General features: G+C 63.3%; 21 protein-coding genes. 12 read left to right on the top strand and 9 right to left on the bottom strand.

The window, feature by feature from the left end:
* The first annotated feature begins 52 nt into the window (after nucleotides 1-52).
* The gene (locus M729_RS0130525) at nucleotides 53-1,027 is read left to right on the top strand and encodes a WD40 repeat domain-containing protein (RefSeq protein ID WP_027163812.1); all 975 of its coding nucleotides are present in this window, start codon (nucleotides 53-55) and stop codon (nucleotides 1,025-1,027) included.
* 6 nt (nucleotides 1,028-1,033) lie between these two features.
* Here the strand turns inward: M729_RS0130525 and M729_RS0130520 are convergent, their stop codons facing one another.
* A complete protein-coding gene (locus M729_RS0130520) occupies nucleotides 1,034-1,486 on the bottom strand; it encodes a hypothetical protein (protein WP_027163811.1) in 453 nt (150 codons plus the stop codon).
* 157 nt (nucleotides 1,487-1,643) lie between these two features.
* Here M729_RS0130520 and M729_RS0130515 point away from each other — a divergent pair, with 157 nt between their 5' ends.
* The 4 genes from M729_RS0130515 to M729_RS0130500 all read left to right on the top strand — a co-directional run bounded on the left by M729_RS0130515 (nucleotide 1,644) and on the right by M729_RS0130500 (nucleotide 7,217).
* The gene (locus M729_RS0130515; RefSeq protein WP_027163810.1) at nucleotides 1,644-3,023 is read left to right on the top strand and encodes an aspartate aminotransferase family protein; all 1,380 of its coding nucleotides are present in this window, start codon (nucleotides 1,644-1,646) and stop codon (nucleotides 3,021-3,023) included.
* An 11-nt stretch (nucleotides 3,024-3,034) separates the two neighbouring features.
* A complete protein-coding gene (locus tag M729_RS0130510; RefSeq protein ID WP_084652771.1) occupies nucleotides 3,035-4,441 on the top strand; it encodes a glutamine synthetase family protein in 1,407 nt (468 codons plus the stop codon).
* An 80-nt stretch (nucleotides 4,442-4,521) separates the two neighbouring features.
* A complete protein-coding gene (locus tag M729_RS0130505; protein ID WP_027163808.1) occupies nucleotides 4,522-5,757 on the top strand; it encodes a putative DNA modification/repair radical SAM protein in 1,236 nt (411 codons plus the stop codon).
* A 2-nt stretch (nucleotides 5,758-5,759) separates the two neighbouring features.
* Nucleotides 5,760-7,217 (top strand): UdgX family uracil-DNA binding protein, encoded by a 1,458-nt coding sequence (locus M729_RS0130500; RefSeq protein WP_027163807.1) that lies wholly within the window; start codon nucleotides 5,760-5,762, stop codon nucleotides 7,215-7,217.
* A gap of 62 nt (nucleotides 7,218-7,279) precedes the next feature.
* Here M729_RS0130500 and M729_RS0130495 read toward each other — a convergent pair whose 3' ends face one another.
* The 4 genes from M729_RS0130495 to M729_RS0130480 all read right to left on the bottom strand — a co-directional run bounded on the left by M729_RS0130495 (nucleotide 7,280) and on the right by M729_RS0130480 (nucleotide 11,774).
* Nucleotides 7,280-8,545, bottom strand: coding sequence for a glycerate kinase (locus M729_RS0130495; RefSeq protein WP_024501929.1), 1,266 nt, complete (start codon nucleotides 8,543-8,545; stop codon nucleotides 7,280-7,282).
* A complete protein-coding gene (locus M729_RS0130490; RefSeq protein WP_027163806.1) occupies nucleotides 8,542-9,045 on the bottom strand; it encodes a heme-degrading domain-containing protein in 504 nt (167 codons plus the stop codon). The genes M729_RS0130495 and M729_RS0130490 overlap by 4 nt, the downstream gene beginning before the upstream one ends.
* 193 nt (nucleotides 9,046-9,238) lie before the next feature.
* Complete coding sequence (guaD, locus tag M729_RS0130485; RefSeq protein ID WP_027163805.1) at nucleotides 9,239-10,555, bottom strand: guanine deaminase; 1,317 nt, start codon at nucleotides 10,553-10,555, stop codon at nucleotides 9,239-9,241.
* A 1-nt stretch (nucleotide 10,556) separates the two neighbouring features.
* A complete protein-coding gene (locus M729_RS0130480; protein ID WP_027163804.1) occupies nucleotides 10,557-11,774 on the bottom strand; it encodes a urate hydroxylase PuuD in 1,218 nt (405 codons plus the stop codon).
* Between the two features lie 131 nt (nucleotides 11,775-11,905).
* Here M729_RS0130480 and M729_RS0130475 point away from each other — a divergent pair, with 131 nt between their 5' ends.
* The 3 genes from M729_RS0130475 (at nucleotide 11,906) to M729_RS0130465 (ending at nucleotide 15,205) form a co-directional block, all read left to right on the top strand.
* A complete protein-coding gene (locus M729_RS0130475) occupies nucleotides 11,906-12,826 on the top strand; it encodes a LysR family transcriptional regulator (RefSeq protein ID WP_013528236.1) in 921 nt (306 codons plus the stop codon).
* A 124-nt stretch (nucleotides 12,827-12,950) separates the two neighbouring features.
* Complete coding sequence (locus M729_RS0130470; protein WP_027163803.1) at nucleotides 12,951-13,958, top strand: LLM class flavin-dependent oxidoreductase; 1,008 nt, start codon at nucleotides 12,951-12,953, stop codon at nucleotides 13,956-13,958.
* Nucleotides 13,955-15,205, top strand: coding sequence for an LLM class flavin-dependent oxidoreductase (locus M729_RS0130465; protein WP_027163802.1), 1,251 nt, complete (start codon nucleotides 13,955-13,957; stop codon nucleotides 15,203-15,205). Before M729_RS0130470 ends, M729_RS0130465 begins: the two co-directional genes overlap by 4 nt.
* 12 nt (nucleotides 15,206-15,217) lie before the next feature.
* Here the strand turns inward: M729_RS0130465 and xdhC are convergent, their stop codons facing one another.
* The 4 genes from xdhC to uraH form a co-directional block, all read right to left on the bottom strand.
* Complete coding sequence (gene xdhC / locus M729_RS0130460; protein WP_027163801.1) at nucleotides 15,218-16,099, bottom strand: xanthine dehydrogenase accessory protein XdhC; 882 nt, start codon at nucleotides 16,097-16,099, stop codon at nucleotides 15,218-15,220.
* A gap of 74 nt (nucleotides 16,100-16,173) precedes the next feature.
* Nucleotides 16,174-18,528, bottom strand: coding sequence for a xanthine dehydrogenase molybdopterin binding subunit (xdhB, locus tag M729_RS0130455; protein ID WP_027163800.1), 2,355 nt, complete (start codon nucleotides 18,526-18,528; stop codon nucleotides 16,174-16,176).
* Between the two features lie 190 nt (nucleotides 18,529-18,718).
* Nucleotides 18,719-20,200, bottom strand: coding sequence for a xanthine dehydrogenase small subunit (gene xdhA / locus M729_RS0130450; protein WP_027163799.1), 1,482 nt, complete (start codon nucleotides 20,198-20,200; stop codon nucleotides 18,719-18,721).
* Between the two features lie 3 nt (nucleotides 20,201-20,203).
* Complete coding sequence (gene uraH / locus M729_RS0130445; RefSeq protein ID WP_013528242.1) at nucleotides 20,204-20,578, bottom strand: hydroxyisourate hydrolase; 375 nt, start codon at nucleotides 20,576-20,578, stop codon at nucleotides 20,204-20,206.
* A gap of 203 nt (nucleotides 20,579-20,781) precedes the next feature.
* Here uraH and puuE point away from each other — a divergent pair, with 203 nt between their 5' ends.
* From puuE to M729_RS0130425, 4 genes are read left to right on the top strand one after another with little or no spacing between them, the layout of a single operon-like run.
* Nucleotides 20,782-22,200 carry an allantoinase PuuE gene (gene puuE / locus M729_RS0130440; RefSeq protein ID WP_024501938.1) on the top strand — a complete coding sequence of 473 codons (1,419 nt, stop codon included), beginning with the start codon at nucleotides 20,782-20,784 and terminating at the stop codon, nucleotides 22,198-22,200.
* A 10-nt stretch (nucleotides 22,201-22,210) separates the two neighbouring features.
* Nucleotides 22,211-23,074 carry a bifunctional allantoicase/(S)-ureidoglycine aminohydrolase gene (locus M729_RS0130435; protein ID WP_027163798.1) on the top strand — a complete coding sequence of 288 codons (864 nt, stop codon included), beginning with the start codon at nucleotides 22,211-22,213 and terminating at the stop codon, nucleotides 23,072-23,074.
* Entirely contained in the window at nucleotides 23,071-23,577 is a 507-nt protein-coding gene (locus M729_RS0130430; protein WP_027163797.1) for an ureidoglycolate lyase, read from the top strand. Before M729_RS0130435 ends, M729_RS0130430 begins: the two co-directional genes overlap by 4 nt.
* Complete coding sequence (locus tag M729_RS0130425) at nucleotides 23,574-24,167, top strand: nucleoside deaminase (RefSeq protein WP_027163796.1); 594 nt, start codon at nucleotides 23,574-23,576, stop codon at nucleotides 24,165-24,167. The genes M729_RS0130430 and M729_RS0130425 overlap by 4 nt, the downstream gene beginning before the upstream one ends.
* Nucleotides 24,168-24,213: the final 46 nt, after the last annotated feature.

Below are 24,213 nucleotides of genomic sequence, written 5' to 3'. Positions count from 1 at the left end.
GCGCTGGCGACTTCCCGGGGATGGCAACAAACTTCATTGGAATGGTTCCCTGATGCCCACAGTCGCCCCCCTAGACCTCGAAGGCCATTGCATCGCCGCCGTCTTTCTCGGCGACGTGCCGCATTTCGCGATGGCCGACGGCGCCATCCATCGGCTCGACCATGGCCACAAGACGGTTCAGGCCAATGACGGGCTGCTCGCCGCCTTCCATGATGCGGCCAATGACCGGCTGATCACCGGCGGCGAGGACGGCAAGGTGTTTGCCGTGAAAACGGGCGGCGAGGCCACGGAATTGGCAAGCGCGGCCAGGAAGTGGATCACCAGCGTTGCCGCCGGGCCGCAAGGCGCCATCGCCTATGCCTCGGGCAAGACTGCCTTCGTGCGCTTCGCCGACGGCAAGACCAGGGAATTCGTCCATCCGCGTTCGGTGGAGGGGCTGGCCTTCTCGCCCAAGGGCATGCGCTTCGGCGTCGCCCGCTACAATGGCGCGACGCTGCATTTCCCGGCCGCCGAGGGCAAGCCGGTGGAACTCGAATGGGCCGGCGCCCATACCGGTATCACCTTCTCGCCGGATGGCGCCTTCCTCGTCACCACCATGCAAGAAAACGCATTGCACGGGTGGAAGCTCGCCGACGGCAAGCACATGCGCATGACCGGCTATCCCGGCAAGGTCAAAAGCCTGTCGTGGAGCGTGAAGGGCAAATGGCTGGCGAGTTCCGGCGCGCCGGCGGCGATCGTCTGGCCGTTTTCCGGCAAGGACGGGCCGATGGGCAAGGCACCGCTGGAACTCGGCACGCGCGGCAACGCCATGGTGACGGCTGTCGCCTGTCACCCGAGCCAGGATGTCGTCGCCGTCGGCTATGATGACGGCATGGTGATGGCGGTGCGTTTTGCCGACGCCAAGGAAGTGCTGTTGCGGCGACCGGGCAAGGGCGCCATCACCTCGATGATGTGGGACAAGGAAGAACGCCGCGTCGCCTTTGGCAGCGCGGCAGGCGACTGCGGCGTCATCGACATCACGGCCTGACCCCGCTCACTCCGCTCCGCACGACACTTTGCCGCTGATTTCAACCGGTTTGCCGTCCTGGTCCGTATCCGCCGCGGCGTCGTAGATGGAGAGCGTATAGCTCCCGTCGTAGACGCCTTCGTCGCTGGTCCTGGTCAGGATCGTCAGTTCGACCGAGTTGATCTTTTGCGCGGCCTCGTGCTCACGATAGATGTTCAGCCGCAATTCCTTGCCGTCGAGCCAGTACTGCGTCAGGTTGGAATCCTCAAACACGGTCTTGCGCAGGCTGTCGCTGGCAGGCCGGCTCAGAATTTCGAGGTTGCCGCGAAAGTTGAAGGTCGGCCCGCCCATGCCTCTGGTGACGCCGGCCTCGACCTCGAATGTCGCCGCCGGGTCGTCGGTGGAGCACCAGATGCCGCCCGAGGCGAAGGCCGCGCTCGCCGACGACAGGAGCATCGCCACACAGATGACCGTCCTCATTTTACCCCTCCCCCCTCAATTCCCGCTCATATTGGCGCCGACTTCGGCAGCACGGTCAAGCGCCGCCGCCAAAGGCTGAGCCAACGCAGGACAGATGCGCGGCCAATTGCGGATGCAGACACGGATTGGCTAAGAGGAATCGACCAGAGGGGTTTTCATGCACAGCGATATGTCCAAGACGTCCATCGGCGGCATCGGCCGCGACCGCATTGCCGATCTGCGCGAGACCGAGGGGGCAGCCTTCCGCAAGGCGCGGCCGCAATCTCAGGCGAAGGTCGGCAACGGCCTGCCCGGCTTCTTCGGCGGCGTGCCGATGCACTGGATGAACGACTGGCCGACGCCGTTTCCGATCCTGGTCGACAGCGCCAAGGGCGCCACAATCACCGACATTGACGGAAACAAGCTCGATGATTTCTGCCTTGGCGACACCGGCTCGATGTTCGGCCATTCGCCGCCGCCGGTGGCGCGCGCCATCCGCCGCCAGGCCGGACGCGGCCTGACTTATATGCTGCCCTCGGAAGACGCGCTGGCCATCGGGCCGCTGCTGCAGCAGCGCTTCGGCCTGCCGTTCTGGCAGATCGCGACGACGGCGACCGATGCCAACCGCTTTGCGCTGCGCGTCGCCCGAGCCGTCACCGGCCGGGAGAAGATCCTTGTCTTCAACGGCTGCTACCATGGCTCGGTCGACGAGACGATGGTGCGGCTGATCGACGGCAAGCCCGTCAACCGGCCGGGATTGGCGGGGGAATTCCGCGACCTGACCCGTACGGCCAAGGTCATCGAGTTCAACGATATCTCAGCACTCGAAGCCGCGCTTGGGGATAAGGAGGTCGCCTGCGTCATCGCCGAACCGGTGCTGACCAACTCCTGCATGGTGCTTGCCGATCCGGGCTACCATGACGCCCTGCGCAAACTGACACGCCAAGCCGGCACACTGCTTCTGATCGACGAGACGCACACGATCTCGACCGGCCCCGGCGGCTACACGAGGAAATATGGTCTCGACCCGGACTTCTTCGTCCTGGGCAAGCCGATCGCCGGCGGCGTGCCGGCCAGTGTCTGGGGCATGAGCGACGACGTCGCCTCGCGCTACGCGTACTACAACAGGACCAAGGAGCCGGGCTATTCCGGCATGGGCACGACGCTCTCGGCCAACCCGCTGCAGTTCGCAGCGATGCGCGCCGCGCTTGAAGAGGTGATGACGCCGGAAAATTATGACCGCATGGATCACCTGGCGCGGCGGCTCGATGCCGGGTTGACCGGCGTGATCGATCGCTATCGCCTGCCCTGGCATGTTTCCCGTGTCGGCGCCCGCGTCGAGTTCATCTGCGCGCCCGGTCCGCTGCGCAATGGCGCCGAGGCGGAAGTGGCGCATGCGCCGGAACTGGAGGCCGCCATCCATGTCGCGCTGGTCAATCGCGGCGTGCTGATCGCACCCTTCCACAACATGATGCTGATCTCGCCGGCGACCACTGCGACCCAGGTCAACCGGCTGATCACCGCCTTCGGCGCGGTTGCGGCAAAGCTTGCGGCATGAGACAAGCGGCGATGGACCATCCCAATGCCATGATGACCTCACCTTCGGGCTCGACATCCGCCGAGGCGCACGCCTTTCTCGACGCCCATCCCGAGATCGAGGCCTTCGATATCGTGCTGACCGACGCCAATGGCGTCGGTCGCGGCAAGATCGTGCGTCGGCACGAGCTGAAAAGCATCTTCGAGGGCGGCCGCCATATGCCGATCTCGATCCTGGGCCTCGACATCACCGGCGAGGATGTGCACGAGACCGGGTTGATCTGGACGACCGGCGACGGCGATCTCAGGGCATGGCCGATCCCCGGTACGCTGGTGCCGCTCTACGGCACGAGCCCGCCGCGTGGCCAGCTGCTGATGGCGATGTACATGCTCGACGGCCGGCCGATGTCGTCGGATCCGCGGCTGGCGTTGGCTCGGCAAGTCGACATCCTGGCGGCCAAGGGCCTCTATCCGGCCGGCGCCTTCGAACTTGAATTCTTCCTGCTGGCCAATGAGCGCGATGCCGACGGCAAGGTGCAGCCGGCGCGCGCCGTGCTCGACGGCCGCGTCTCGGGCAAGACGGAAGTCTATTCCGTCGACCATCTGCACGGCATGGAGCCGCTGTTCTCCGACATCTATGCCGCAGCCAAGGCGCAAGGCATTCCGGCCGAGACGGTCATTTCCGAATATGCGCCCGGCCAGTACGAATTGACGCTGAACTACCGCAAGGATGTGATGCGGGCGGCCGACGACCTGGTCATGCTTAAGCGGCTGGTGCGGGCGCAGGCGCGCCGCCACGGCGTCACCGCCTGCTTCATGGCCAAGCCGATCGAGAAATACGCCGGCTCGGGCATGCATTTCCATGTTTCGCTGCAGGACAGAGCCGGCCGAAACGTCTTTGCCGAAGCCGGCGGCGAGAGCTGGTCGCTGCCGCTGCTGCAAGGGCTCGGCGGCCTCATCCAGACCATGGCGGAATCGATGCTGGTGTTTGCGCCGCACGCCAATTCCTGGCGGCGCTTCGTCTCGCAATCCTATGCGCCGGTGGCGCCGACATGGGGCGTCAACAACCGATCGGTGGCGCTGCGTGTGCCGGCCGGCGACGCCAAGAACCGGCGCATCGAGCACCGGCCGTCGGGCGTCGACGCCAACCCCTATCTGATCGCCGCAACCGTGCTCGCCGGCATCATCAAGGGCATGGATGAAGGGCTCGATCCGGGGCCCGAAACGACCGGCAACGGCTATGAGGCAGCGGTCACGCGCACAACCATGCCTGTCGACTGGCGCGCCGCGATCGAATCGGCCCGGGCGTCCAGCTTCCTGAAGAACGCGCTCGGCGAGGACCTGCACCGGACCTTCGTGGCGATCAAACAGTCGGAATACCTGCGCGTGGCACGCACGGTCAGCGAACTGGATTACCACCTCTATCTGCACGAAGTCTGAGGGCCGGGCGGGCGATCACTTTTTCGCCGTTTCCATCAAATGAGGTGGCATAAGGGCGGATAAGAACATATCATGAACGGATGAGCGCACTCACCGTCCGTGAAAAACTGGCTGTCCTCTCCGATGCCGCCAAATACGATGCGTCCTGCGCCTCATCGGGTGCGGCGAAAAAGGACTCGCTGGAATCAGGCGGCATCGGCTCCACCGAGGGCATGGGCATCTGCCATTCCTACGCGCCGGACGGCCGCTGCATTTCGCTGCTGAAAATCCTGCTGACCAATTTCTGCATCTATGATTGCAGCTACTGCATCAACCGTTCGTCTTCCAACGTGCGGCGAGCCCGCTTTGGCATCGACGAGGTGGTGAAGCTGACCATGGATTTCTACCGGCGCAACTACATAGAAGGCCTGTTCCTGTCCTCGGGCGTCGTTCGCTCGCCGGACGGGACCATGGGCGAGATGGTCGAAGTGGCACGCCGGCTGCGGCTGGAGGAGAAGTTCTCCGGCTATATCCACCTGAAAACCATCCCGGAAAGCTCGGCCGAACTGGTCGAGCAGGCCGGTCTCTATGCCGACCGGCTGTCGATCAATGTCGAACTGCCGACCGACGAGGGTGTGAAGCGGCTGGCGCCCGAGAAGAAGCCGGAGACAATCCGGCTTTCCATGGCCAGGCTGCGCCAGAAGATGGAGGAGAAGGCCGAGCCGACTTTGAAGACCAAAAAGCGCGAACGCTTTGCGCCGGGCGGCCAGTCGACGCAGATGATCATCGGCGCCGACAAGACATCCGACGACGGCATATTGCACACGAGCGCCCGGCTCTATGGCAGCTACCATCTGCGGCGGGTCTATTACTCGGCCTTCAGTCCGATTCCGGATTCGTCGTCGTCGCTGCCCCTGCAGAAGCCGCCGCTGATGCGTGAGCACCGGCTTTATCAGGCCGACTGGCTGATGCGGTTTTACGGCTTTTCGCAACCGGAAATCCTCGCCGGCAGCAGCGACGGCATGCTCGATCTCGCCATCGACCCGAAGCTGGGCTGGGCACTGCGCAACCGGGGGCAGTTTCCCGTCGACATCAATCGCGCCGACCGCGAAGCGCTGCTGCGGGTGCCGGGTCTCGGCACCAAGGTGGTGGCGAAGATTTTGGAGACGCGCCGGCACCGGCGCATGCGGCTCGAGGACGTCGGACAGATCTGCCAGTCGATCGCCAAGCTCAGGCCGTTCATCATCGCCGAAGGCTGGTCGCCTGGTGCGCTGACCGACAAGGCCGGCCTGCGCGAAAAGATTGCCCCCTCCTGCGAACAGTTGTCGTTGTTCTGATCATGCGGCCGGCGGAACTCGATCTCGCCAGATACAGAATTCGGCTCGACAGCGAGACGGATTTTGCGGGCTGGCGTGACGCGGCACGGCGGCTGGCCTTGAATGAGGTCAGGCCCGAGGACGTCGACTGGCATGTCGCGCCGGGCTCTGATCAGGCACAATTGCCTGAAGTGCCTGCGGGCGCGCAACTCGTCGTGCCGCGCGACTTCCTCGGGCATGCCGAAACGGCGTTCTGCCATTCCGATCCCGGCCGGTTTGCCTTTCTCTACCGAATGCTGTGGCGATTGCGCGACGAGCCTAAACTGCTGGAAATCGCGTCGGATTCCGACACCAGGCGGCTCGAGGCCATGGAAAAGGCGGTGCGGCGCGACAGCCACAAGATGCACGCCTTCGTACGTTTCCGGAAAGTCAGCGACGGTGCCGATGAGCGCTATGTCGCCTGGTTCGAGCCGGATCATTTCATCGTCGAGCGCAACGCCGATTTCTTCGTCAGACGTTTCACCGGCATACGCTGGACGATCCTGACCCCTTATGCCTCTGCCGACTGGGATGGCGAAAGGCTGGCGATCGGGCCGGGCGCGGCCAAGGGCGATGCGCCTGATCAGGACGATACCGAGGCGCTCTGGCGCACCTATTTCGAGAACATCTTCAACCCGGCACGATTGAAGGTGAAAACCATGCAGAAGGAGATGCCGAAGAAATATTGGCGGAACCTTCCCGAGGCCTCGCTCATTCCAGACATGATCGCAGGAGCGGACAAGGCCGCCAAGGACATGATTGCGAAGATGCCGACAACACCCGCGCCGCACCACGCAAAGGTGCAGGCACGGCATTGGCCGAAGCAGCCCGTCGAAGCACCGGAAGATGATGCAAGCACGATTCCGGAATTGCGCGAGGCAGCGAAAGGCTGCCGCCGCTGCCCGCTGTGGCGCGACGCGACGCAGACCGTCTTCGGTGAAGGCCCTGACAATGCCAAGGTGATCTTCGTCGGCGAACAGCCGGGGGATCAGGAGGACCTCGCCGGCAAACCTTTCGTGGGTCCGGCCGGCAAGGTGTTCGATGCGATCCTGGACGATGCCGGTGTCGACCGGCAAAAGGTCTATGTCACCAACGCGGTCAAGCACTTCAAGTTCGAGCCGCGCGGCAAGCGCCGCATCCACTCCAAACCGAATTCCGGTGAGATTCAGGCCTGCCGCTGGTGGATCGACCAAGAATTCGAGCTGATCAAGCCGAACCTCGCCGTGGCACTCGGCGCGACAGCGGCGATGTCGCTGCTCGGCAAGGCGATTCCGGTGACAAAGATGCGCGGACAAGTGATCGAGCGCGAGGGCGGATTGCGCGTGTTCATCACCATCCATCCCTCCTTCATCCTGCGCATCCGCGAACCCGCGGACAAGGAGGCTGAACGCGAACGGTTCCTGCAGGACATGAAGCTGGTGAAGCGGCTGATGGCCGCCTGATTGTCTGTTTTGCGCGATTCCGGACGGAAAACCGCTTCACGGTTTTCCTGGAATTGCTGCGGCTATCTGATCAGAATTGCCCTGAGATCGTTGACATTCGTACCGGTCGGGCCGGGTACGAAGAGATCGTCAACCGCGTTGAAGGCCGTCCAGGCATTGTTGCCGGCAAGCATAGCCTTGGCGTCCACCCCGGCAGCGCGCATGCGCGACACGGTCGAAGCATCGGCAAAGGCACCGGCATTGTCTTCCGAACCGTCGATGCCGTCAGTGTCGGCGGCCAGCGCATTGATACCGTCGACGCCATTGATGCCGATGGCGAAGGCGAGCAGGAATTCCGAATTGCGGCCGCCCTTGCCTTTTGCGCGCAGCGTCACGGTTGTCTCGCCGCCCGACAGGATCAGCACCGGCCTCGAGAAAGGCCTGTTGCGCGTCGCCACTTCACGCGCGATCGCGGCGTGGACACCGCCAACCTCGCGCGCCTCGCCTTCGATGGCATCGGAGAGGATAACCGCCTCGACGCCTTGCCGTTTCGCTTCCGCAGCGGCGGCTTCCAGCGATACCCCGGCCGAAGCGATCAGATGCACCTCGTTGCGCAAAAAGCGCTCGTCATCCGGGCTTGGCGCATCGGCGGCCGGCGAATTGATATGCGCCATCACCGAGGCCGGCAGTTTCATGCCATAGGCCGATATCGAGGCCAGCGCGTCGGCGCGGCTGCCTGTATCCGGTACGGTTGGGCCGGAGGCGACCATTGCCGGATTATCGCCGGGAATATCGGAGACGATCAGCGACACCACCCTGGCCGGCCATGCGGCCGCCGCCAGCCTGCCGCCCTTGATGGTGGAAAGGTGCTTGCGGATAGTGTTCATCGCCGCGATCGGCGCACCCGAGGCGAGCAGCGCCTCATTGACGGCGATCTCGTCGGCCAGCGTCAAGCTGCCGGCCGGCGACGGCAACAGCGCCGAGCCGCCGCCGGAAATCAGCGCCACCACCAGATCGTCCGCCGTCAGCCCTTGCACCTTCGCCAGCAGCCGGCGCGAGGCTTCAAGGCCGGCAGCGTCCGGCACCGGGTGCGCCGCCTCGATGATCTCGATGCGCTCGCAGGTCGCGCCATAGCCATAGCGGGTGACGACCAGCCCTTCGATGGGGGCGTCCCACACTTTCTCGAAGGCTGCCGCCATTTGCGCCGAGCCTTTGCCCGCGCCGATGACGATGGTACGGCCCTTGGGCTTGGCCGGCAGATGATCCCTGATGGTTCGTTCCGGATCGGCGGCGGCAACGGCGGCGTTGAAGATGGAGACGAGGAACAATTTGGGGTCGAGCACGGTCATTCGCCTTCCCGAGGCAATGCCAAGCCGCGCTTGTCGACGCCCAAATGATCGCACAGCGCATCGACGACGACGCCGTGATCCTCGCGCTCCGGCAGTCCGGAAACGGCGATGACGCCAATGACGCCGGTGCCCTTGGCGGTCACCGGAAAGCCACCGCCGGCCAGCACGTAGTCGGCAATATCCAGCCCTTCACCAATCTTGAAGGTGAGGTCGGGGCGCTGCTGTTCCAACACCATGCGATAGGTGCTTCTCAGGAACCGTTTGACCACATTGATCTTGCGCCGCGCCCAGTCGGGATTGGAAGCGTTCGAGCCCGGCAGCGCGGCGTAGAACAGCGGCCGGTCCCACAGCCTGATGTCGACTATGATGGGTAGATCTTCGGCGATTGCACGATCGCGAATGGCGGAGCCGATTTTGAAAGCGACGGCCTCGTCGAAGGTCGCGAAGACAAGGGTCTCTTCCTGTCTCTTGATCAGAGCGATGTCGTCAGCAACGGCCATTTTCTTTCTCCGAAATCGTCACACGTCGTGTGTACGACAAGCTCCGCTCGGTCAAGCTTCCGTGGCGTGGCCACCTTCTCCCGAGGGGAGAAGAGACGAGCACGGGCCTCGGCTTCCTCCTCTCCCCTCGGGGAGAGGCCGGATTGCCCCGAATTGCCTTCGCAATTCGGTTGGCAATCCGGGTGAGGGGGTCTTACCCCGCGCTCATGTCAGCCTTGGCTGGCCGCCCCGCCACATAAACTTCGCGGACGGAGCGGTCGTCGCCCAGCGTCTGCAGGAGAAATAGTTCCTGCGCCAGCGTCTCGACCGTCTCCATCCTGAGCCGCATTCCCGGCGTTGCCCTAGCGTCCAGCACGACGATGTCGGCGTCGCTGCCTTCGTCCAGCGTGCCTATCTTTTCCACCACCGACAGCGCCTCGGCATTGCCGCGCGTCGTCTGCCAGAAGGACTGGAACGGGTTGAGCTTTTCGCCATTCAGCGCGATCACCTTGTAGCCTTCATCCATGGTGCGCAGCATGGAGTAGTTGGTGCCGCCGCCGACATCGGTGGCGGCGGCGATGCGGATCGGCTTGTCGCGTCGGCGAAAGCGCTGATAATCGAAGAGGCCGGAGCCGAGGAAAAGGTTCGAGGTCGGGCAGAACACCGCCACCGAGCCCGAGTCCGAAAGCGCATCCGCTTCGCGCTCCGACAAATGGATGCAGTGGCCGAACAGGCTCTTTTTGCCTAACAGCCCGTAATGCTCGTAGACGTCGGTGTAGTCGCGCGCCCACGGGTAGAGTTCCTGCGTGAAAGCGATCTCGGCGTGGTTTTCCGACAGATGCGTCTGCATGTGCAGGCCGGGATGTTCGCGGCACAACACGCCCGCCATCTCCATCTGCTCCGGCGACGAGGTGATGGCGAAGCGCGGCGTGATGGCGTAGTGCTGGCGGCCCTTGCCGTGCCACTCCTTGATCAGCGCCTTTGTGTCGTCATAGCCGGATTGCGGGGTGTCGAGCACGCCGTCGGGCGCATTGCGATCCATCATCACCTTGCCGGCGATGTTGAGCATGTTGCGGCCATGCGATTCTGCGAAGAAGGCTTCGGCCGAGGCCTTGTGCACCGAGCAGTAGGCGGCGACCGTCGTGGTGCCGTGGCGCACCATTTCGTCGAGGAACAGCCGCGCGATGCGGCGGCCGTGCTGGGCGTTGGCGAACTTCGTTTCTTCCGGAAAAGTGTAGGTGTTCAGCCAGTCGAGCAGTTCGGCGCCATAGGAGGCGATGATCTGCATCTGCGGAAAATGCGCATGCGCATCTATGAAGCCGGGCAGCAGCAGATGCGGCCGGTGGTCAATCCTTTTCACCGTCTCGTCGGCTTGCTTTTCAACATCGGCATAAGTACCCGCGGCGACGATCCTGCCGTCACGGATCAGCAGTCCGCCATCCTCCTCGTAGCGCCAGGCGGAATGGTCTTCGAGAGTTTGCGGCCAGCGCACAAAGGACAGCGTGCGGCCGCGCAGAAGTGTCGAATTCATGCTATTTCCCTGCGCCTTCGAACCAGGCCACCAGCAGCGCCCGTTCCTTGTCGGTGATCTGAGAGACGTTGGCGGGCGGCATGGCGTGGCTGCGGCCGGCCTGCAGATAGATTTCGCGGGCGTGGTTGGCGATATCGGCATCGGTGTCGAGCATCACGCCCTTGGGCGCATGATAGATGCCCTCATAGACCGGCTCCGCCGCGTGGCACATTGAACAGCGGCCGAGCACGGTGTCGCGCACCGCCGGGAAATGCGCTGAAGCGACATAGATTTGCGCCGACGCGGATTCCTTGGGTTCGCCGGTCAGCACCTTCGGCGCGGTCGACAGCCAAATGATGACGATGAACAGGACGAGTGCCGCCATCCAGGTCCAGGTCGGATTGCCCTTGCGCGCATGGACCGAGTTGAAATAGTGCCGGATCAGCACGCCGATGATGAACACCAGCGAGGCGATGACCCAGTTGAACTCAGTGCCGAACGCCAGCGGATAGTGGTTCGACAGCATCAGGAACAGCACCGGCAGCGTCAGGTAATTGTTATGAAGCGAGCGCTGCTTGGCGATCTTGCCGTATTTCGGGTCGGGCTTGCGGCCGGCGATGAGGTCGGCGACGACGATCTTCTGGTTGGGGATGATGACCATGAAGACATTGGCCGACATGATCGTGGCGGTGATGGCGCCCAGATGCAGGAAGGCGGCACGGCCGGTGAACAGGTGGGTCAGTCCCCAGGCGATGAACACCAGCACGCAATAGAGCACCAGCATCAGGCCGGTGTCGCTTTTTCCGAGCGGCGAGCGGCACAGCAGATCGTAGACCACCCAGCCGACGCCGATCGTTGCCAGCGACAGCAGGATACCGACCGGCACCGACATCGGCAGCACGTTCGGATCGATCAGGAACAGATCGGCTCCGGCATAATAGACGACGCACAGCATGGCGAAGCCGGAAAGCCAGGTGGCGTAGGATTCCCATTTGAACCAGGTCAGGTGTTCCGGCATTTCGGCCGGCGCCACCAGATATTTCTGGATGTGATAAAAGCCGCCGCCATGCACCTGCCATTCCTCGCCGAAGGCGCCGACGGGCATGCCAGGACGCTGGCGCAGGCCGAGATCAAGCGCGACGAAATAGAACGACGAGCCGATCCAGGCGATGCCGGTGACGACATGCAGCCAGCGCACGGCAAAACTCAGCCAATCCCAGAAAATCGCGAAATCCATCATTGAAATCGTCCCTGCCGATTGGGTGACTTTACGGGCTGGAGCGCAAACGGAAAGAGGCGAGGCGCACGAGGACTTTCAAAAAAAAATGGAAAATACTAGGTTGATCCTGCAAACCGGCGAAGGTGCTCCGCATGGCCTATCTCGACAACATCGCCGTCTTCGTTCGCGTCGTTGAACTCGGCAATCTGTCGGCGGCCGGGCGCGACATGCGCATTTCGCCGGCGGTCGCTTCCAACCGCATCAAGGAACTGGAGAAGCACCTTGGCGTGCGGCTGTTCAACCGCACCACACGGCAATTGATGCCGACCGAGCATGGCACGGTTTTTTACGGGGGCGCCAAGCAGGTGCTGGAGGCAATCACCGAGGCGGAAGCGGCGGTCTCTGCCCTTTCCGGCCAGCCGCGTGGCACCATCCGCGTCACGGCACCGCTCGGCCTCGGCCGCCGGCTGGTGGCTTCGGGCATTCCGGATTTTCACGACAAATACCCTGATATCGAGGTGCGGCTCAGGCTCTCGGACCACAATGTCGACATCATGAAGGAAGGCATCGACGTCGCCTTCCGGCTCGGCATCATCGAGGATTCCAGCCTCAGGATGCGCGGCATCATGGAATGCGAGCGCGTGCTGGTGGCGGCGCCAAAATATCTAGAGGCGCGCGGCGAACCGTTGGAGCCGCAAGAGCTGATCGGCAAGAAGCACGACTGCCTGATGCTGCGTTATTCGGGCGCGCGCGAATATGTGTGGACGCTGCAGACCCCCACCGGCCCGCAGAAATTCGAGGTGCACGGGCCCTACGACACCGACGATGGCGACGTGCTGACCGGCTGGGCGCTTTCAGGCCGCGGCATCATCAACAAGCCGCGCTTCGAGGTCGAGCCATTCATCCGCGATCGGCGGCTGAAGGTGATCCTGCCCAGCACGCCGCCAACACCGGTGCAGTTCGCCGCCGTCTATCCGCACAAGAAGCTGCAGGATCCAAAAGTGCGGCTGCTGCTCGACTTCATGGCCGAGCGCTGCCAGCGGCTGATCAACGATCTGCTTGCTGGCAAATAAAGGCTGGCCGGCAAATAGGAACTGGCCGGTAGGTGAGCGGCGGTTTGGCCCAGCGCCGGCGGTTGCCATCCCAGGATGTGGCGAACATAGTTCGGGGTGGCATTTCATCTCATAGGAACCCTCGATGGACACCGGCGCCACAATGCATCTTGCCGTTTCGCTCGCCGATCCATCCCTCGAGACTGGGTTGGAATTCAGCCGCCTGGCTGGTTTCGTGCAAAAGGCTGAAGCAGCCGGGCTGGACATGGTGCTGCTTGCCGATGCCGTGCCAGCGTCCGAAAGCGAAGCCGCGAACAAACGGATGCCCTTCGAAGCGACGACCTTACTGGCCGCTCTGGCGACTGTCACAAGCAGGATCGGCCTGGTTGCGGCTGCCTCGACAATTGCCCACCAACCCTACAATCTGGCACGCCGTTTCGCTTCGCTCGACGTTATCAGTCACGGCCGCAGTGGCTGGAACGCAACCATGACGCAAGCGCCACGGGAAGCAGCCAATTTCAGCCGGCCCGAAGGATTTTCGCCTAACGATTTCCGCCGTCGCAGTGAGGAATATATCGGCATCGTGCAAGGTCTGTGGCAGGGCTGGGATGCGGACGCGCTGCTGTTCGACCAGCGCGGCGGCCGCTTCCACGACCTCGAAAAGATGCACCTGCTGGAGCACAAGGGCGAATTCTTTTCCGTGCGCGGACCGCTGAACGTCGCCCGGTCGCCGCAGGATACGCCAGTGCTCGTCTTGTCGGGCCTGCAGGAATCCGACTTCGATATTGCCACTCGCACCGCCGATGTCATCCTGCTGGACGGCGGACTGGTGGAGGGCGCGACCGAACGCTATGACGATATCAGGCGCCGTGTCACGGCGTGCGGACGCACTCCCGATGCTGTGAAAGTGCTGACGAACGTCGCGCTTATCGCCGATAGTAAGCCGGCTGCCGTCGCCGAGAGGCTGGAAAAGGAATTCCTGGCGAAAAGCTGCGACGGGTTCAACATCCTGATGCCGGCACAGCTTTCAGCGCTCGACGATTTCGTCGGCTTGGTTCTGCCGGAACTGCGGCGGCGTGGCCTGGTTCGAGAAAGCTATCGCGGAAAAATGTTGCGCTCGCATCTCGGGCTTGCCGGCGGAGGTGACCGATGACCGCTCGCCAGATGAGGCTGGGCGCCTTCCTGTGGGCGACAGGCCACCACATCGCCGCCTGGCGCCATCCCAAGGCACACGTCACCGCCGGCATCGACATCGACCATTACATCGCATTGGCGCGCACGGCGGAGACGGCAAAATTCGACATGGTGTTCTGCGAGGACGCCGCCGGCCTGCGTGAAGCCAATATCGGCATTGCCAGCCAGACGTCGCGCTCGATCGGTTTCGAGCCGATCAGCCTGCTCTCGGCGCTCGCCGTCCAGACCAGCCGCATCGGCCTCGTCTCGACAGCGTCGACAAGCTACAACGAGCCCTATGGGCTGGCACGAACCTTCCTGTCGCTCGACCATCTGAGCGGCGGCCGGGCCGGCTGGAATCTGGTCACCTCGGCCAGCCCCATCGAAGCAGCCAATTTCGGCGCGATGGGCCTCAAGCCCCATGCCGACCGCTACGAACGGGCGCGCGAGTTTGCCGAGGTGGTGGCCGGCCTGTGGCACGGCAAGGCTTCCGGCCATAACGGCCAGAGCTTTTCGGTTCGCGATCCGCTCGACCTGCCGCGCTCGCCGCAGGGCGCGCCGGTGATGGTTCAGGCCGGCGCCTCGGATGTCGGCCGCGACCTTGCCGCCCGCACCGCCGATGTGGTGTTCACGGCGGCGCAGACCTTCGAGGAAGCCAAGGCCTTCTATAACGATCTCAAAGGACGTCTGCCGGCCTACGGGCGCGAGCCGGACGACATCAAGATCATGCCGGGCGTCGCACCGGTGGTGGCGGAGACCGAAGCGGAGGCCCGTGAAAAATACGAGGAATTGCAGGAGCTGATCCCCGACGATGTCGGCGTGGCGCTGCTGTCCAGCTATCTCAGCATCTCCAATCTGTGGCGCTATCCGATCGATGGGCCACTGCCGGAACTGCCGGAGAGCGAGGGGATGAAGAGCAGGCAAGCGCTGGTCATCGAGCAATCGCGCCGCGACGGCCTCTCCATCCGCCAGCTCGCCCGGCATTTTGCCGGCGCGCGGGGCCATTGGCGCATCGTCGGCACCGCGGCCCAAGTCGCCGACGAACTGCAGGCGCGGTTCGAGGGTGGCGCGGCCGACGGTTTCAACGTCATGCCCTCATATTTCCCCGGGGAACTCGATGCCTTTGCCACGCTCGTCGTGCCGGAGTTGCAGCGGCGCGGCCTGTTCCGGACGGAATACCAGGGCCGCACGCTGCGCGACCATCTGGGTTTGAAACGGCCGGTTTAGCTGCGGCGCAGCTTAGCCTGCCATCACCCTGCCATGCGGAATTTGATGGTCGGCATTTAAGGCTGCGTTGTGATTGACCAACGCCGTCATGATCTCGGCCGCAGCCAGCGCCGCGATGACCTGAGGGCGCTTGTCCTTGACGGTGTCGCCGCCAATTGGCGAGACGAGGCGGGCAAACTCGACCTGGCTGCCGTCCGCCGATTTCAGGAACCAGGTCCTGAACGTCGCTTTCTTCGTCTTCGAGCCGATCATGCCGACATAGGCGGTGTCACCGCGTTTCAGCGCTTCCGCGACGATCAGGAAATCCAGCGCATGATCGTGGGTCAGGATGGCGAAGGCTGCGCCGGCGGGGGCATTCCGCACCATCGCTTCCGGCATAGCTGTCAGCCGTGTCTCGATGGTTTCGGGCATGCCTTCCAGTGCTTCGGCCCGCGTCTCGATGACGATGCCGTGCACGGGAAGAAGTGCGATCGCCGATGCCAGCGCCTGGCCGACATGGCCGCCACCGAAGATGTAGACGTACGGCAGGTGCGCCTCCTCGGCTTCCGCGGCCGCAACCAGGTCGCCGGCAAGCGCAGCATCGACGAGCCGGATCAAGACTTCAACGCGCCCGCCGCAGCATTGGCCGATCTCGGGACCCAGCGGGACGCCTAGGGTAGCGCAGACTTCGTCAACCTCGATGCGGGCTTCTTTGCCCAACATCTGCCTGGCCTTGTCGATCGTCATATATTCGAGCTGACCGCCGCCGATGGTGCCAAAGATCGCCGTCGGCGAGACGAGCATGAAGGCGCCCTTCTCGCGTGGCGTCGAGCCTTTTGTTCCGGCCACTTCGACCAGGGCAACCCGACCGGCGCTGGCGAGAAAGGCTTTCAGGCTTTGCACTTTCGAGTTCATGGTTCACGTTCCCGAATGGGAAATATAGGTTTTTTCGGCCCGGATTGCACGCATTGCCGACCCTGGGGCCGGATTCAGGCGCCAGCCTCCTTCTTCAGCCGCTCGATCGCCATCAGAACCCGCTCCGGGGTCGCCGGGGCATCGAGGCGCGGGCAGATCCTGTTGTCGGCGACACTGGCCACCGCATCCGATAGCGCATGCAGCACCGACATGCCGAGCGGGAACGGCGGCTCGCCGACCGCCTTGGAGCGGTGGATGGTCGGCTCGCCGGCTTCCGGCCAGTCGGCCAAGGTGACATTGAAGATCTTCGGCCGGTCGGAGGCGAGCGGGATCTTGTAGGTCGACGGCGCATGCGTGCGCAGCCGGCCCTTGGCGTCCCACCACAGTTCTTCCGTCGTCAGCCAGCCCATGCCCTGGATGAAGCCGCCCTCGATCTGGCCGATATCGATCGCCCGGTTCAGCGAGCGGCCACAGTCATGGAGAATATCGGTACGCTCGACCATGTATTCGCCGGTCAGCGTGTCGACCGAGACTTCCGAGCACGAGGCGCCATAGGCGAAATAATAGAAGGGGCGGCCCTCGCCCTTGTCGCGGTTCCAGTGGATTTTCGGCGTCTTGTAGAAACCAGCCGCCGACAGCTGGATGCGGGCCATATAGGCCTGCTTGACGAGGTCGGCGAAGGCGATTTCCTGGTTGCCGATGCGCACCCGGTTGGGCAGGAACAGCACCTGATCACGCGGCACCTGATATTTTTCGGCGGCGAAATCGGTCAGCCGATCCTTGATCTGGCGCGCGCCATTCTGCGCCGCCATGCCGTTGAGGTCGGAGCCGGACGACGCTGCCGTAGCCGAAGTGTTCGGCACCTTGCCGGTCGTTGTCGCGGTGATCTTCACCTGGTCGAGATCGATCTGGAACTCTTCCGCCACCACCTGCGCCACCTTGACGTAGAGGCCCTGCCCCATCTCGGTTCCGCCATGGTTCAGATGCACCGAACCGTCGGTGTAGACATGCACCAGCGCGCCGGCTTGATTGTAATGCGTGGCGGTGAACGAGATGCCGAATTTGACCGGCGTCAGAGCGAGGCCCCGCTTGATGAAACGGCTGTTGGCATTGAAGGCCGATATTTCACGCCGCCGCCGCGCATAGCTCGCGCTTTGCTCCAGCTCGGCGACGATGCGCTGGATGATGTTATCCTCGACCGTCTGGTGGTAGGGCGTGATGTTGCGGCCCCCCTCGCTACTGGTGCCGTAGAAATTCTTCTTGCGGATTTCGAGCGGATCCTTGCCAACGGCAAAGGCCACCTCGTCGATGACGCGCTCGGCGCCGACCATGCCTTGCGGGCCGCCGAACCCCCGAAAGGCGGTGTTCGACACGGTGTTGGTGTAGAGCGGCGCCGACTGCGCATGCACCGCCGGCCAGAAATAAGTGTTGTCGCAGTGGAACAGCGCGCGATCGGTTACCGGGCCGGACAGATCCGACGAAAAACCGCAGCGCGCCGCGAACATGAAATCGACGCCGAGGATGTTGCCCTCATCATCGAAGCCGACCTCGTAATCGACGAGGAAATCATGACGCTTTCCGGTGGCGATCATGTCGTCGTCGCGGTCGGGCCGGATCTTCACGGCGCGGTGGTGTTTCTTCGCGGCGATCGCGGCCAATGCGGCAAACTGATTTCCCTGCGTTTCCTTGCCGCCGAAGCCGCCTCCCATGCGGCGGATTTCCACCGTGACGGCATTGCTCGGCACGCCGAGCGCATGGCTGACCATGTGCTGGACTTCGCTTGGATGCTGGGTCGAGGAATAGATGGTGACGTCCTGATCCTCGCCAGGAACGGCCATGGCGATATGGCCTTCGAGGTAGAAGTGTTCCTGGCCGCCGATGCGCATTTTTCCCTTTAGCCGGCGCGGCGCCTGACGGATCGCCGTAGTGGCATCGCCGCGCTTCAGGGTGAGAGGCGGCGTGACGAGCTTGTCCTTCTTCGGATCGAGCGCGCCGATGTCGGTGACGAAAGGCAATTCCTTGTATTCGACCTTTGCCAATCTTGTGGCGCGGCGCGCCTGCTCGCGAGTTTGCGCAATAACGCAGAAGATAGGCTGGCCGTAGAATTGCACCTTGCCGTCGGCAAGCACCGGCTCGTCGTGGCGGCCGGTCGGCGAAATGTCGTTTTCGCCCGGCACGTCACTGGCCGTCAACACGTCGACAACGCCGGGCGCTGTACGCACCGCCGAGAGATCCATGCTGGTGATGGTGGCATGCGTGGCACCGGAAAGCCCTAGGCAGCCATGCAGCGTGCCTGATGGTTCCGGCATGTCGTCGATGTAGACGGCGGCGCCGCTGACATGTTTGTGCGCGGAATCGTGGCGCTGATCGGTGGCGACGCCGCCAGCGATCTTTTCAGCCTTGAGGTTGGGGGCAGCGTGCTTGTTCATCGAGTGCCTCTTTTCCCTTCTCCCCGTTCACGGGGAGAAGGTGGCCCGAAGGGTCGGATGAGGGGCGACGCTGACCGTGACTGGTTTGCAGATACCGATCGACGACGGCGCCGCCCCTCATCTGCCTGCCGGTATCTTCTCTCCGTGAACGGAGAGAAGGACGCTATTGGTTTGCTGGCGCTGATATGCATCACGCCGCCTCGTGCCGTGAGACCTGGAATGGCGCCTTGGTGCCGCTGGTCTCGGCAAAAAAACGCAACAGCAGGTTCTTGGCCGCCAGCGCCCGATATTCGGCGCTTGCCCGCATATCGGTCAGCGGCGTGAAATCATTGGCGTATTCGGCCATGGCCGCCTCGACCGTGGCCTCCGTCCAGGATTTGCCGAGCAGGGCGTGCTCGACACCGAGGGCCCGTTTAGGTGTCGCTGCCATGCCGCCATAGGCGATGCAAATGTCGGCCACCGTGCCGTCCTTGGCCAGCTCCAGGAAAAACGCGCCAAGGGCCGCGGTAATGTCCTCGTCGCGACGCTTGGTGATCTTGTAGACGGCAAACTTCGTTTCCTTGGCCGGCACCGGCACATGCACGGCCTCGACGAATTCACCCGGCTGCCGATCCTGTTTGCCGTAGGCGATGAAGAAGGTTTCCAACGGGATCGTCCGCTGCTTCTTGCCCTTGCGCAAGGTGAGACTTGCGCCAAGCGCGATCAATGGCGGTGGCGTATCTCCGATCGGCGAGCCGTTGGCGATGTTGCCGCCGATGGTGCCCATGTTGCGCACCTGTTCGCCGCCGATGCGATCGAACAATGGCCCCAACGCCGGGATGCGCTTCGCCAATGTCGCGAAGGCGTCAGTGTAGGTGACGCCGGCGCCGATCGAAATGACGCCCTTGTCTTCCGAGATGGTGCAAAGCCCGTCGAGATCGCCGATGAAAATGGCCGGTGAAATATCGCGCATGTGCTTGGTCACCCACAGGCCGACATCGGTCGAGCCGGCCACGATGGTAGCGCCGGGTTCCTTGTCCAGCACGGCGGCGAAATCGTCGACATCGGCCGGCACGACCAGCCGCGCCTTGCCGGTTCCGATCTCGACCCGGGCGCCGTCACGCATGGCCTCGAGCCTCGCGGTGATCGCCTTGCGTTCCGTGGCCAGCGGGTCCTTTGCCGCCTTGCCGTAGCTGGAGATGGCCTGCGCGGCGCGCATGATCGCCTCGTAGCCGGTGCAGCGGCAGAGATTGCCTTGCAAAGCCTTTTCGACATCCGCGTTCGAGGGATCAGGCGACTTCATCCACAAGCCATAGAGCGACATGACGAAGCCTGGCGTGCAGAAGCCGCATTGCGAGCCGTGGAAATCGACCATCGCCTGCTGCACCGGATGCAACTGGCCGGGTGAACCGCGCAGATGCTCGACCGTCACGACATGGGTGCCGTCGAGCGAGCCGAGGAAGCGGATGCAGGCATTGACGCTTTCATAGACCAAGCCGCCCTCCGACAGCTTGCCGACCAGCACGGTGCAGGCACCGCAGTCTCCCTCGGCACACCCTTCCTTGGTGCCGCGCAGCGAACGGTCGAGCCGCAGCCAGTCGAGCAAGGTCGCGTCGGGTGCCACCGACGAAAGCGCCACATCCCTGCCATTGAGAATGAAGCGGATTTCGTTGCGGATGCTAATTTTGGTCATGCCTCAGCTCCCCCTGTAGGTCGAGTAACCGTAGGGCGAGACCAGCAGTGGCACATGATAGTGCACAGGCTCGGCCATGCCGAAGCGGATCGGTATCACATCGAGAAAGGCGGGTTTCGGCAGGCTCAACCCCTGCTGGCGCAAATAGTCGCCGGCGGCGAAGACCAGTTCGTATTCGCCGGTGCGGAACTCCGCGCCGGCGAGCAGCGGCTTGTCGCAACGGCCGTCGGCATTGGTGAGAACGGTCTTCAGATGTGTCCGCGCCTTGCCCTCGAGGTGATAGAGCGCGATCGACAGTCCCGCCGCCGGCTTGCCGGTCGCCGTGTCGAGGACATGGGTCGTCAGACGCCCGCCGTCGGCTTTCGACGTTTCTGCCATTGGCCGCCTCCCATTTCCGGTACGAGCGAATTGGCCCGGTACGGTCAAGTATCAACAGTGAATTGTGCGCCAATTAAAGGCGATGCATAAGTCCCGGTCGAGCGGAGTGCGACAAAAACACTTTCAAAAATTTTCGGGGGAATGCGAGAAGCACCCTTTCGATATTCTGATCATACTTCGGGCCGTGCCCGGCGGGAGGGACGATGCGTTACAGCAGAGACATGCGCGGCTACGGAGCCAATCCGCCGGACCCGAAATGGCCTGGCGGTGCACATGTCGCCGTGCAGTTCGTCGTCAATTACGAGGAAGGCGGCGAAAACTGCGTGTTGCATGGCGACAAGGCGTCCGAAGCCTTCCTGTCGGAAATCGTCGGCGCGGCACCCTGGGTGGGTCAACGCCACTGGAACATGGAATCCATCTACGAATACGGCGCCCGCGCCGGCTTCTGGCGGCTGCTCCGGCTGTTCACCGAGTCGCAAGTGCCGATCACCTGCTACGGCGTCGCCACAGCGCTCGCCCGTTCGCCGGATCAGGTAGCGGCCATGCAGGACGCCGGCTGGGAGATCGCTTCGCACGGCTTAAGATGGATCGACTACCGCGACCACAGCGCCGAGGATGAGCGCCGCGACCTCGAGGCGGCGATCAAGCTGCACTACGAAGTGACCGGCGCGCGCCCGACCGGCTGGTATACGGGTCGCACATCGATCAACACGGTGCGGATTGTGGCGGAAGAAGGCGGCTTCGACTATGTGTCGGACACCTATGACGACGAGCTGCCGTACTGGTTCGAGCATGAGGGCGGCGCGCAGCTCATCATCCCCTATACGCTCGACGCCAACGACATGCGGTTCGCCACGCCGCAAGGTTTTAACTCGGGCGACCAGTTCTTTGCCTATTTGAAGGACAGCTTCGATACGCTCTATGCCGAGGGCAAGGCCGGCCGGCCACGCATGATGAACATCGGCCTGCATTGCCGCCTTGTCGGGCGGCCGGGCCGGGTCGCGGCGCTGAAGCGCTTCGTCGACTATGTGAAGTCGCACGACAAGGTCTGGCTGGCGAGGCGCATCGACATCGCCAAACACTGGCAAGAGGTCAATCCTTATCAGCCGGCGGCACTCAGACCATCGAAGATGGAATTCGAGACCTTCGTCCACACTTTCGGCGGCGTGTTCGAGCATTCGCCCTGGATCGCCGAACGCGCCTACGAGCTGGAACTGGGGCCGGCGCATGACACTTCAGGCGGCCTGCACAATGCGCTCTGCCGTATCTTCCGGTCCGCCAGCGAAACCGAGCGGCTTTCGGTGCTCAACGCCCATCCCGACCTTGCCGGCAAGCTGGCAAAGGCCAAACGGCTGACGGCGGAATCGACCAGGGAACAGGCCTCGGCCGGCCTCGATGCGCTGACCGACAAGGAGCGCGAACTGTTTTCCAAGCTCAATGCCGCCTACGTCACCACCTTCGGCTTCCCCTTCATCATCGCGGTGAAGGGCAAGACGAAGGAGGAAATCCTGGCGGAGTTCGAGGCGCGCATCGGCAACAGCCGCGGCGTGGAATTCGAGACCGCCTGCAAACAGGTCGAGCGCATCGCACTGCTCCGCCTCAAGGACATGCTTCCGCAATAGGTTTGAACCCATGGATACGATCAGGATGCCCGAGCGAACCTATTATGCTCCACATGGCGGCCATTCCGGCCAGAACGAGCTTCTGACCGGCCGCGCCGTCTTCACCGAGGCCTATGCCGTCATTCCTCGGGGTGTGATGCAGGACATCGTGACCAGTGCCTTGCCATTCTGGGACGAGACCCGCGTCTGGATATTGTCGCGACCGCTGTCGGGTTTTGCCGAGACGTTCTCGCAATACATTGTCGAGGTCGCGCCCGGCGGCGGCAGCGACCGGCCGGAACCCGATGCCGGCGCCGAGGGCGCGCTGTTCGTGGTCGAAGGCGAACTGACAGTTCTGCTTGCCGGCAAGACGCATGTGTTGCGGCCCGGCGGCTTTGCCTTCCTACCGCCGGCCAGCGGCTGGACGGTCCGCAACGAAAGCAGGGCGGCCGTGCGCTTCCACTGGATTCGCAAGGCTTACGAGGCGGTCGACGGTCTCGATGTGCCGGAAGCTTTCTTCACCAACGAGCAGGAGATCGCGCCGACGCCGATGCAAGGCACCGAGGGCCGCTGGGCGACGACGCGTTTCGTCGATCCGGCCGATTTGCGCCACGACATGCACATGACCATCGTCACGCTGGAACCCGGTGCGGTCATTCCCTTCGCCGAGACCCATGTCATGGAGCACGGGCTCTACGTGCTGGAAGGCAAGGCGGTCTATCGCCTCAATCAGGACTGGGTCGAGGTCGAGGCTGGCGACTATATGTGGCTGCGCGCCTTCTGCCCGCAGGCCTGCTATGCCGGCGGCCCGGGAAAATTCCGCTATCTGCTTTACAAAGACGTCAACCGGCACGCCAAACTTGGCGGCGCCGGCATCGCAAAGCGCTCGCCGTGACGCGGATCATTGCGCGGCCACTGACCCGCGAGGACTTTGCCCCATTCGGCGACGTCATCGACATGGGCGGCGACAACCACTACCCGATCAATGGCGGCAGGGCCGAGCGCTATCATGATCTGGCTACCGCCGAAGCAACCGGTCCGAACGCCCGCGTGCTGATCTCGATGGTGCGCGGCACGCCCTACGAATTGCCCCTGAAATTGAGCATGGTCGAGCGCCATCCCTTCGGCAGCCAGGCCTTCATCCCGCTCTCGCCGCGCCCCTTCCTGGTCGTCGTCTGCCATGACGGGGAGCAGGGGCCGGGCGAGCCGCATGCCTTCATCACCGCACCCGGACAAGGCATCAATTACCGGCGCAATCTCTGGCATGGCGTGCTGACGCCGCTCGGCGAGGCTCAGGACTTCCTGATCGTCGACCGTGGCGGCGATGGCTCCAATCTCGAAGAGTTCCATTTCTCGCACGCCTACGAGATCCACTTGCCCAACGAGAGCCTCCTGTGACCGATATTTCACTGATCGACCGCCTGCTCGATGTGATCGAGCACGACATCGTGCCGAAGACGGCCGACGGCGTTGTCCACGGCAACAAGCTGTTCGGCGCGGCGATCCTGCGCAAGGAAGACCGTTCGCTGGTGCTGGCCGAAACCAACAACGAGATGGAAAACCCGCTCTGGCATGGCGAGGTACACTGCCTGAAGCGTTTCTACGAAATGCCCAGGGCTGAGCGCGTCGATACGAAAGACGCCATCTTCATCGCCACGCACGAACCCTGCTCGTTGTGCCTGTCGGCGATCACCTGGACCGGCTTCGATAATTTCTACTATCTGTTCAGCCACGAGGATTCGCGCGACAGCTTCGCCATCCCGCACGACCTGAAGATCCTGAAAGAGGTCTTCACCCTCGATCCCGGCGGCTACAATGCCGAGAATGCCTATTGGAAGAGCTTTTCTATCCGCAGGCTGGTGCGAGCGTTGCCCGAGGCAGAGCGGCGACGGCTGGAGACCCGTATCGGCGCGATTTCGGCGCGCTACGATGAATTGTCCAACATCTATCAGGCGAACAAGGACGATAACGATATCCCGCTGAACTGACGCGGATTGACCAGCCGAATTCGTTGGCTGGCCCACGACGCGGCAC

Origin of the sequence: Mesorhizobium sp. WSM1293, assembly GCF_000513875.1 — a bacterium.
Lineage (GTDB): Bacteria > Pseudomonadota > Alphaproteobacteria > Rhizobiales > Rhizobiaceae > Mesorhizobium > Mesorhizobium ciceri.
The sequence above is the reverse complement of the archived record's forward strand: the minus strand, read 5'-3'. Positions and strand labels throughout refer to the sequence as shown.

Excerpts from the sequence above, each read along its gene's own strand:
- M729_RS0130525 (WP_027163812.1), top strand. The coding sequence starts at position 53 with ATGCCCACAGTCGCCCCCCTAGACCTCGAAGGCCATTGCATCGCCGCC.
- M729_RS0130520 (WP_027163811.1), bottom strand. The coding sequence starts at position 1,486 with ATGAGGACGGTCATCTGTGTGGCGATGCTCCTGTCGTCGGCGAGCGCG.
- M729_RS0130515 (WP_027163810.1), top strand. The coding sequence starts at position 1,644 with ATGCACAGCGATATGTCCAAGACGTCCATCGGCGGCATCGGCCGCGAC.
- M729_RS0130510 (WP_084652771.1), top strand. The coding sequence starts at position 3,035 with ATGGACCATCCCAATGCCATGATGACCTCACCTTCGGGCTCGACATCC.
- M729_RS0130505 (WP_027163808.1), top strand. The coding sequence starts at position 4,522 with ATGAGCGCACTCACCGTCCGTGAAAAACTGGCTGTCCTCTCCGATGCC.
- M729_RS0130500 (WP_027163807.1), top strand. The coding sequence starts at position 5,760 with ATGCGGCCGGCGGAACTCGATCTCGCCAGATACAGAATTCGGCTCGAC.
- M729_RS0130495 (WP_024501929.1), bottom strand. The coding sequence starts at position 8,545 with ATGACCGTGCTCGACCCCAAATTGTTCCTCGTCTCCATCTTCAACGCC.
- M729_RS0130490 (WP_027163806.1), bottom strand. The coding sequence starts at position 9,045 with ATGGCCGTTGCTGACGACATCGCTCTGATCAAGAGACAGGAAGAGACC.
- guaD (WP_027163805.1), bottom strand. The coding sequence starts at position 10,555 with ATGAATTCGACACTTCTGCGCGGCCGCACGCTGTCCTTTGTGCGCTGG.
- M729_RS0130480 (WP_027163804.1), bottom strand. The coding sequence starts at position 11,774 with ATGATGGATTTCGCGATTTTCTGGGATTGGCTGAGTTTTGCCGTGCGC.
- M729_RS0130475 (WP_013528236.1), top strand. The coding sequence starts at position 11,906 with ATGGCCTATCTCGACAACATCGCCGTCTTCGTTCGCGTCGTTGAACTC.
- M729_RS0130470 (WP_027163803.1), top strand. The coding sequence starts at position 12,951 with ATGGACACCGGCGCCACAATGCATCTTGCCGTTTCGCTCGCCGATCCA.
- M729_RS0130465 (WP_027163802.1), top strand. The coding sequence starts at position 13,955 with ATGACCGCTCGCCAGATGAGGCTGGGCGCCTTCCTGTGGGCGACAGGC.
- xdhC (WP_027163801.1), bottom strand. The coding sequence starts at position 16,099 with ATGAACTCGAAAGTGCAAAGCCTGAAAGCCTTTCTCGCCAGCGCCGGT.
- xdhB (WP_027163800.1), bottom strand. The coding sequence starts at position 18,528 with ATGAACAAGCACGCTGCCCCCAACCTCAAGGCTGAAAAGATCGCTGGC.
- xdhA (WP_027163799.1), bottom strand. The coding sequence starts at position 20,200 with ATGACCAAAATTAGCATCCGCAACGAAATCCGCTTCATTCTCAATGGC.
- uraH (WP_013528242.1), bottom strand. The coding sequence starts at position 20,578 with ATGGCAGAAACGTCGAAAGCCGACGGCGGGCGTCTGACGACCCATGTC.
- puuE (WP_024501938.1), top strand. The coding sequence starts at position 20,782 with ATGCGTTACAGCAGAGACATGCGCGGCTACGGAGCCAATCCGCCGGAC.
- M729_RS0130435 (WP_027163798.1), top strand. The coding sequence starts at position 22,211 with ATGGATACGATCAGGATGCCCGAGCGAACCTATTATGCTCCACATGGC.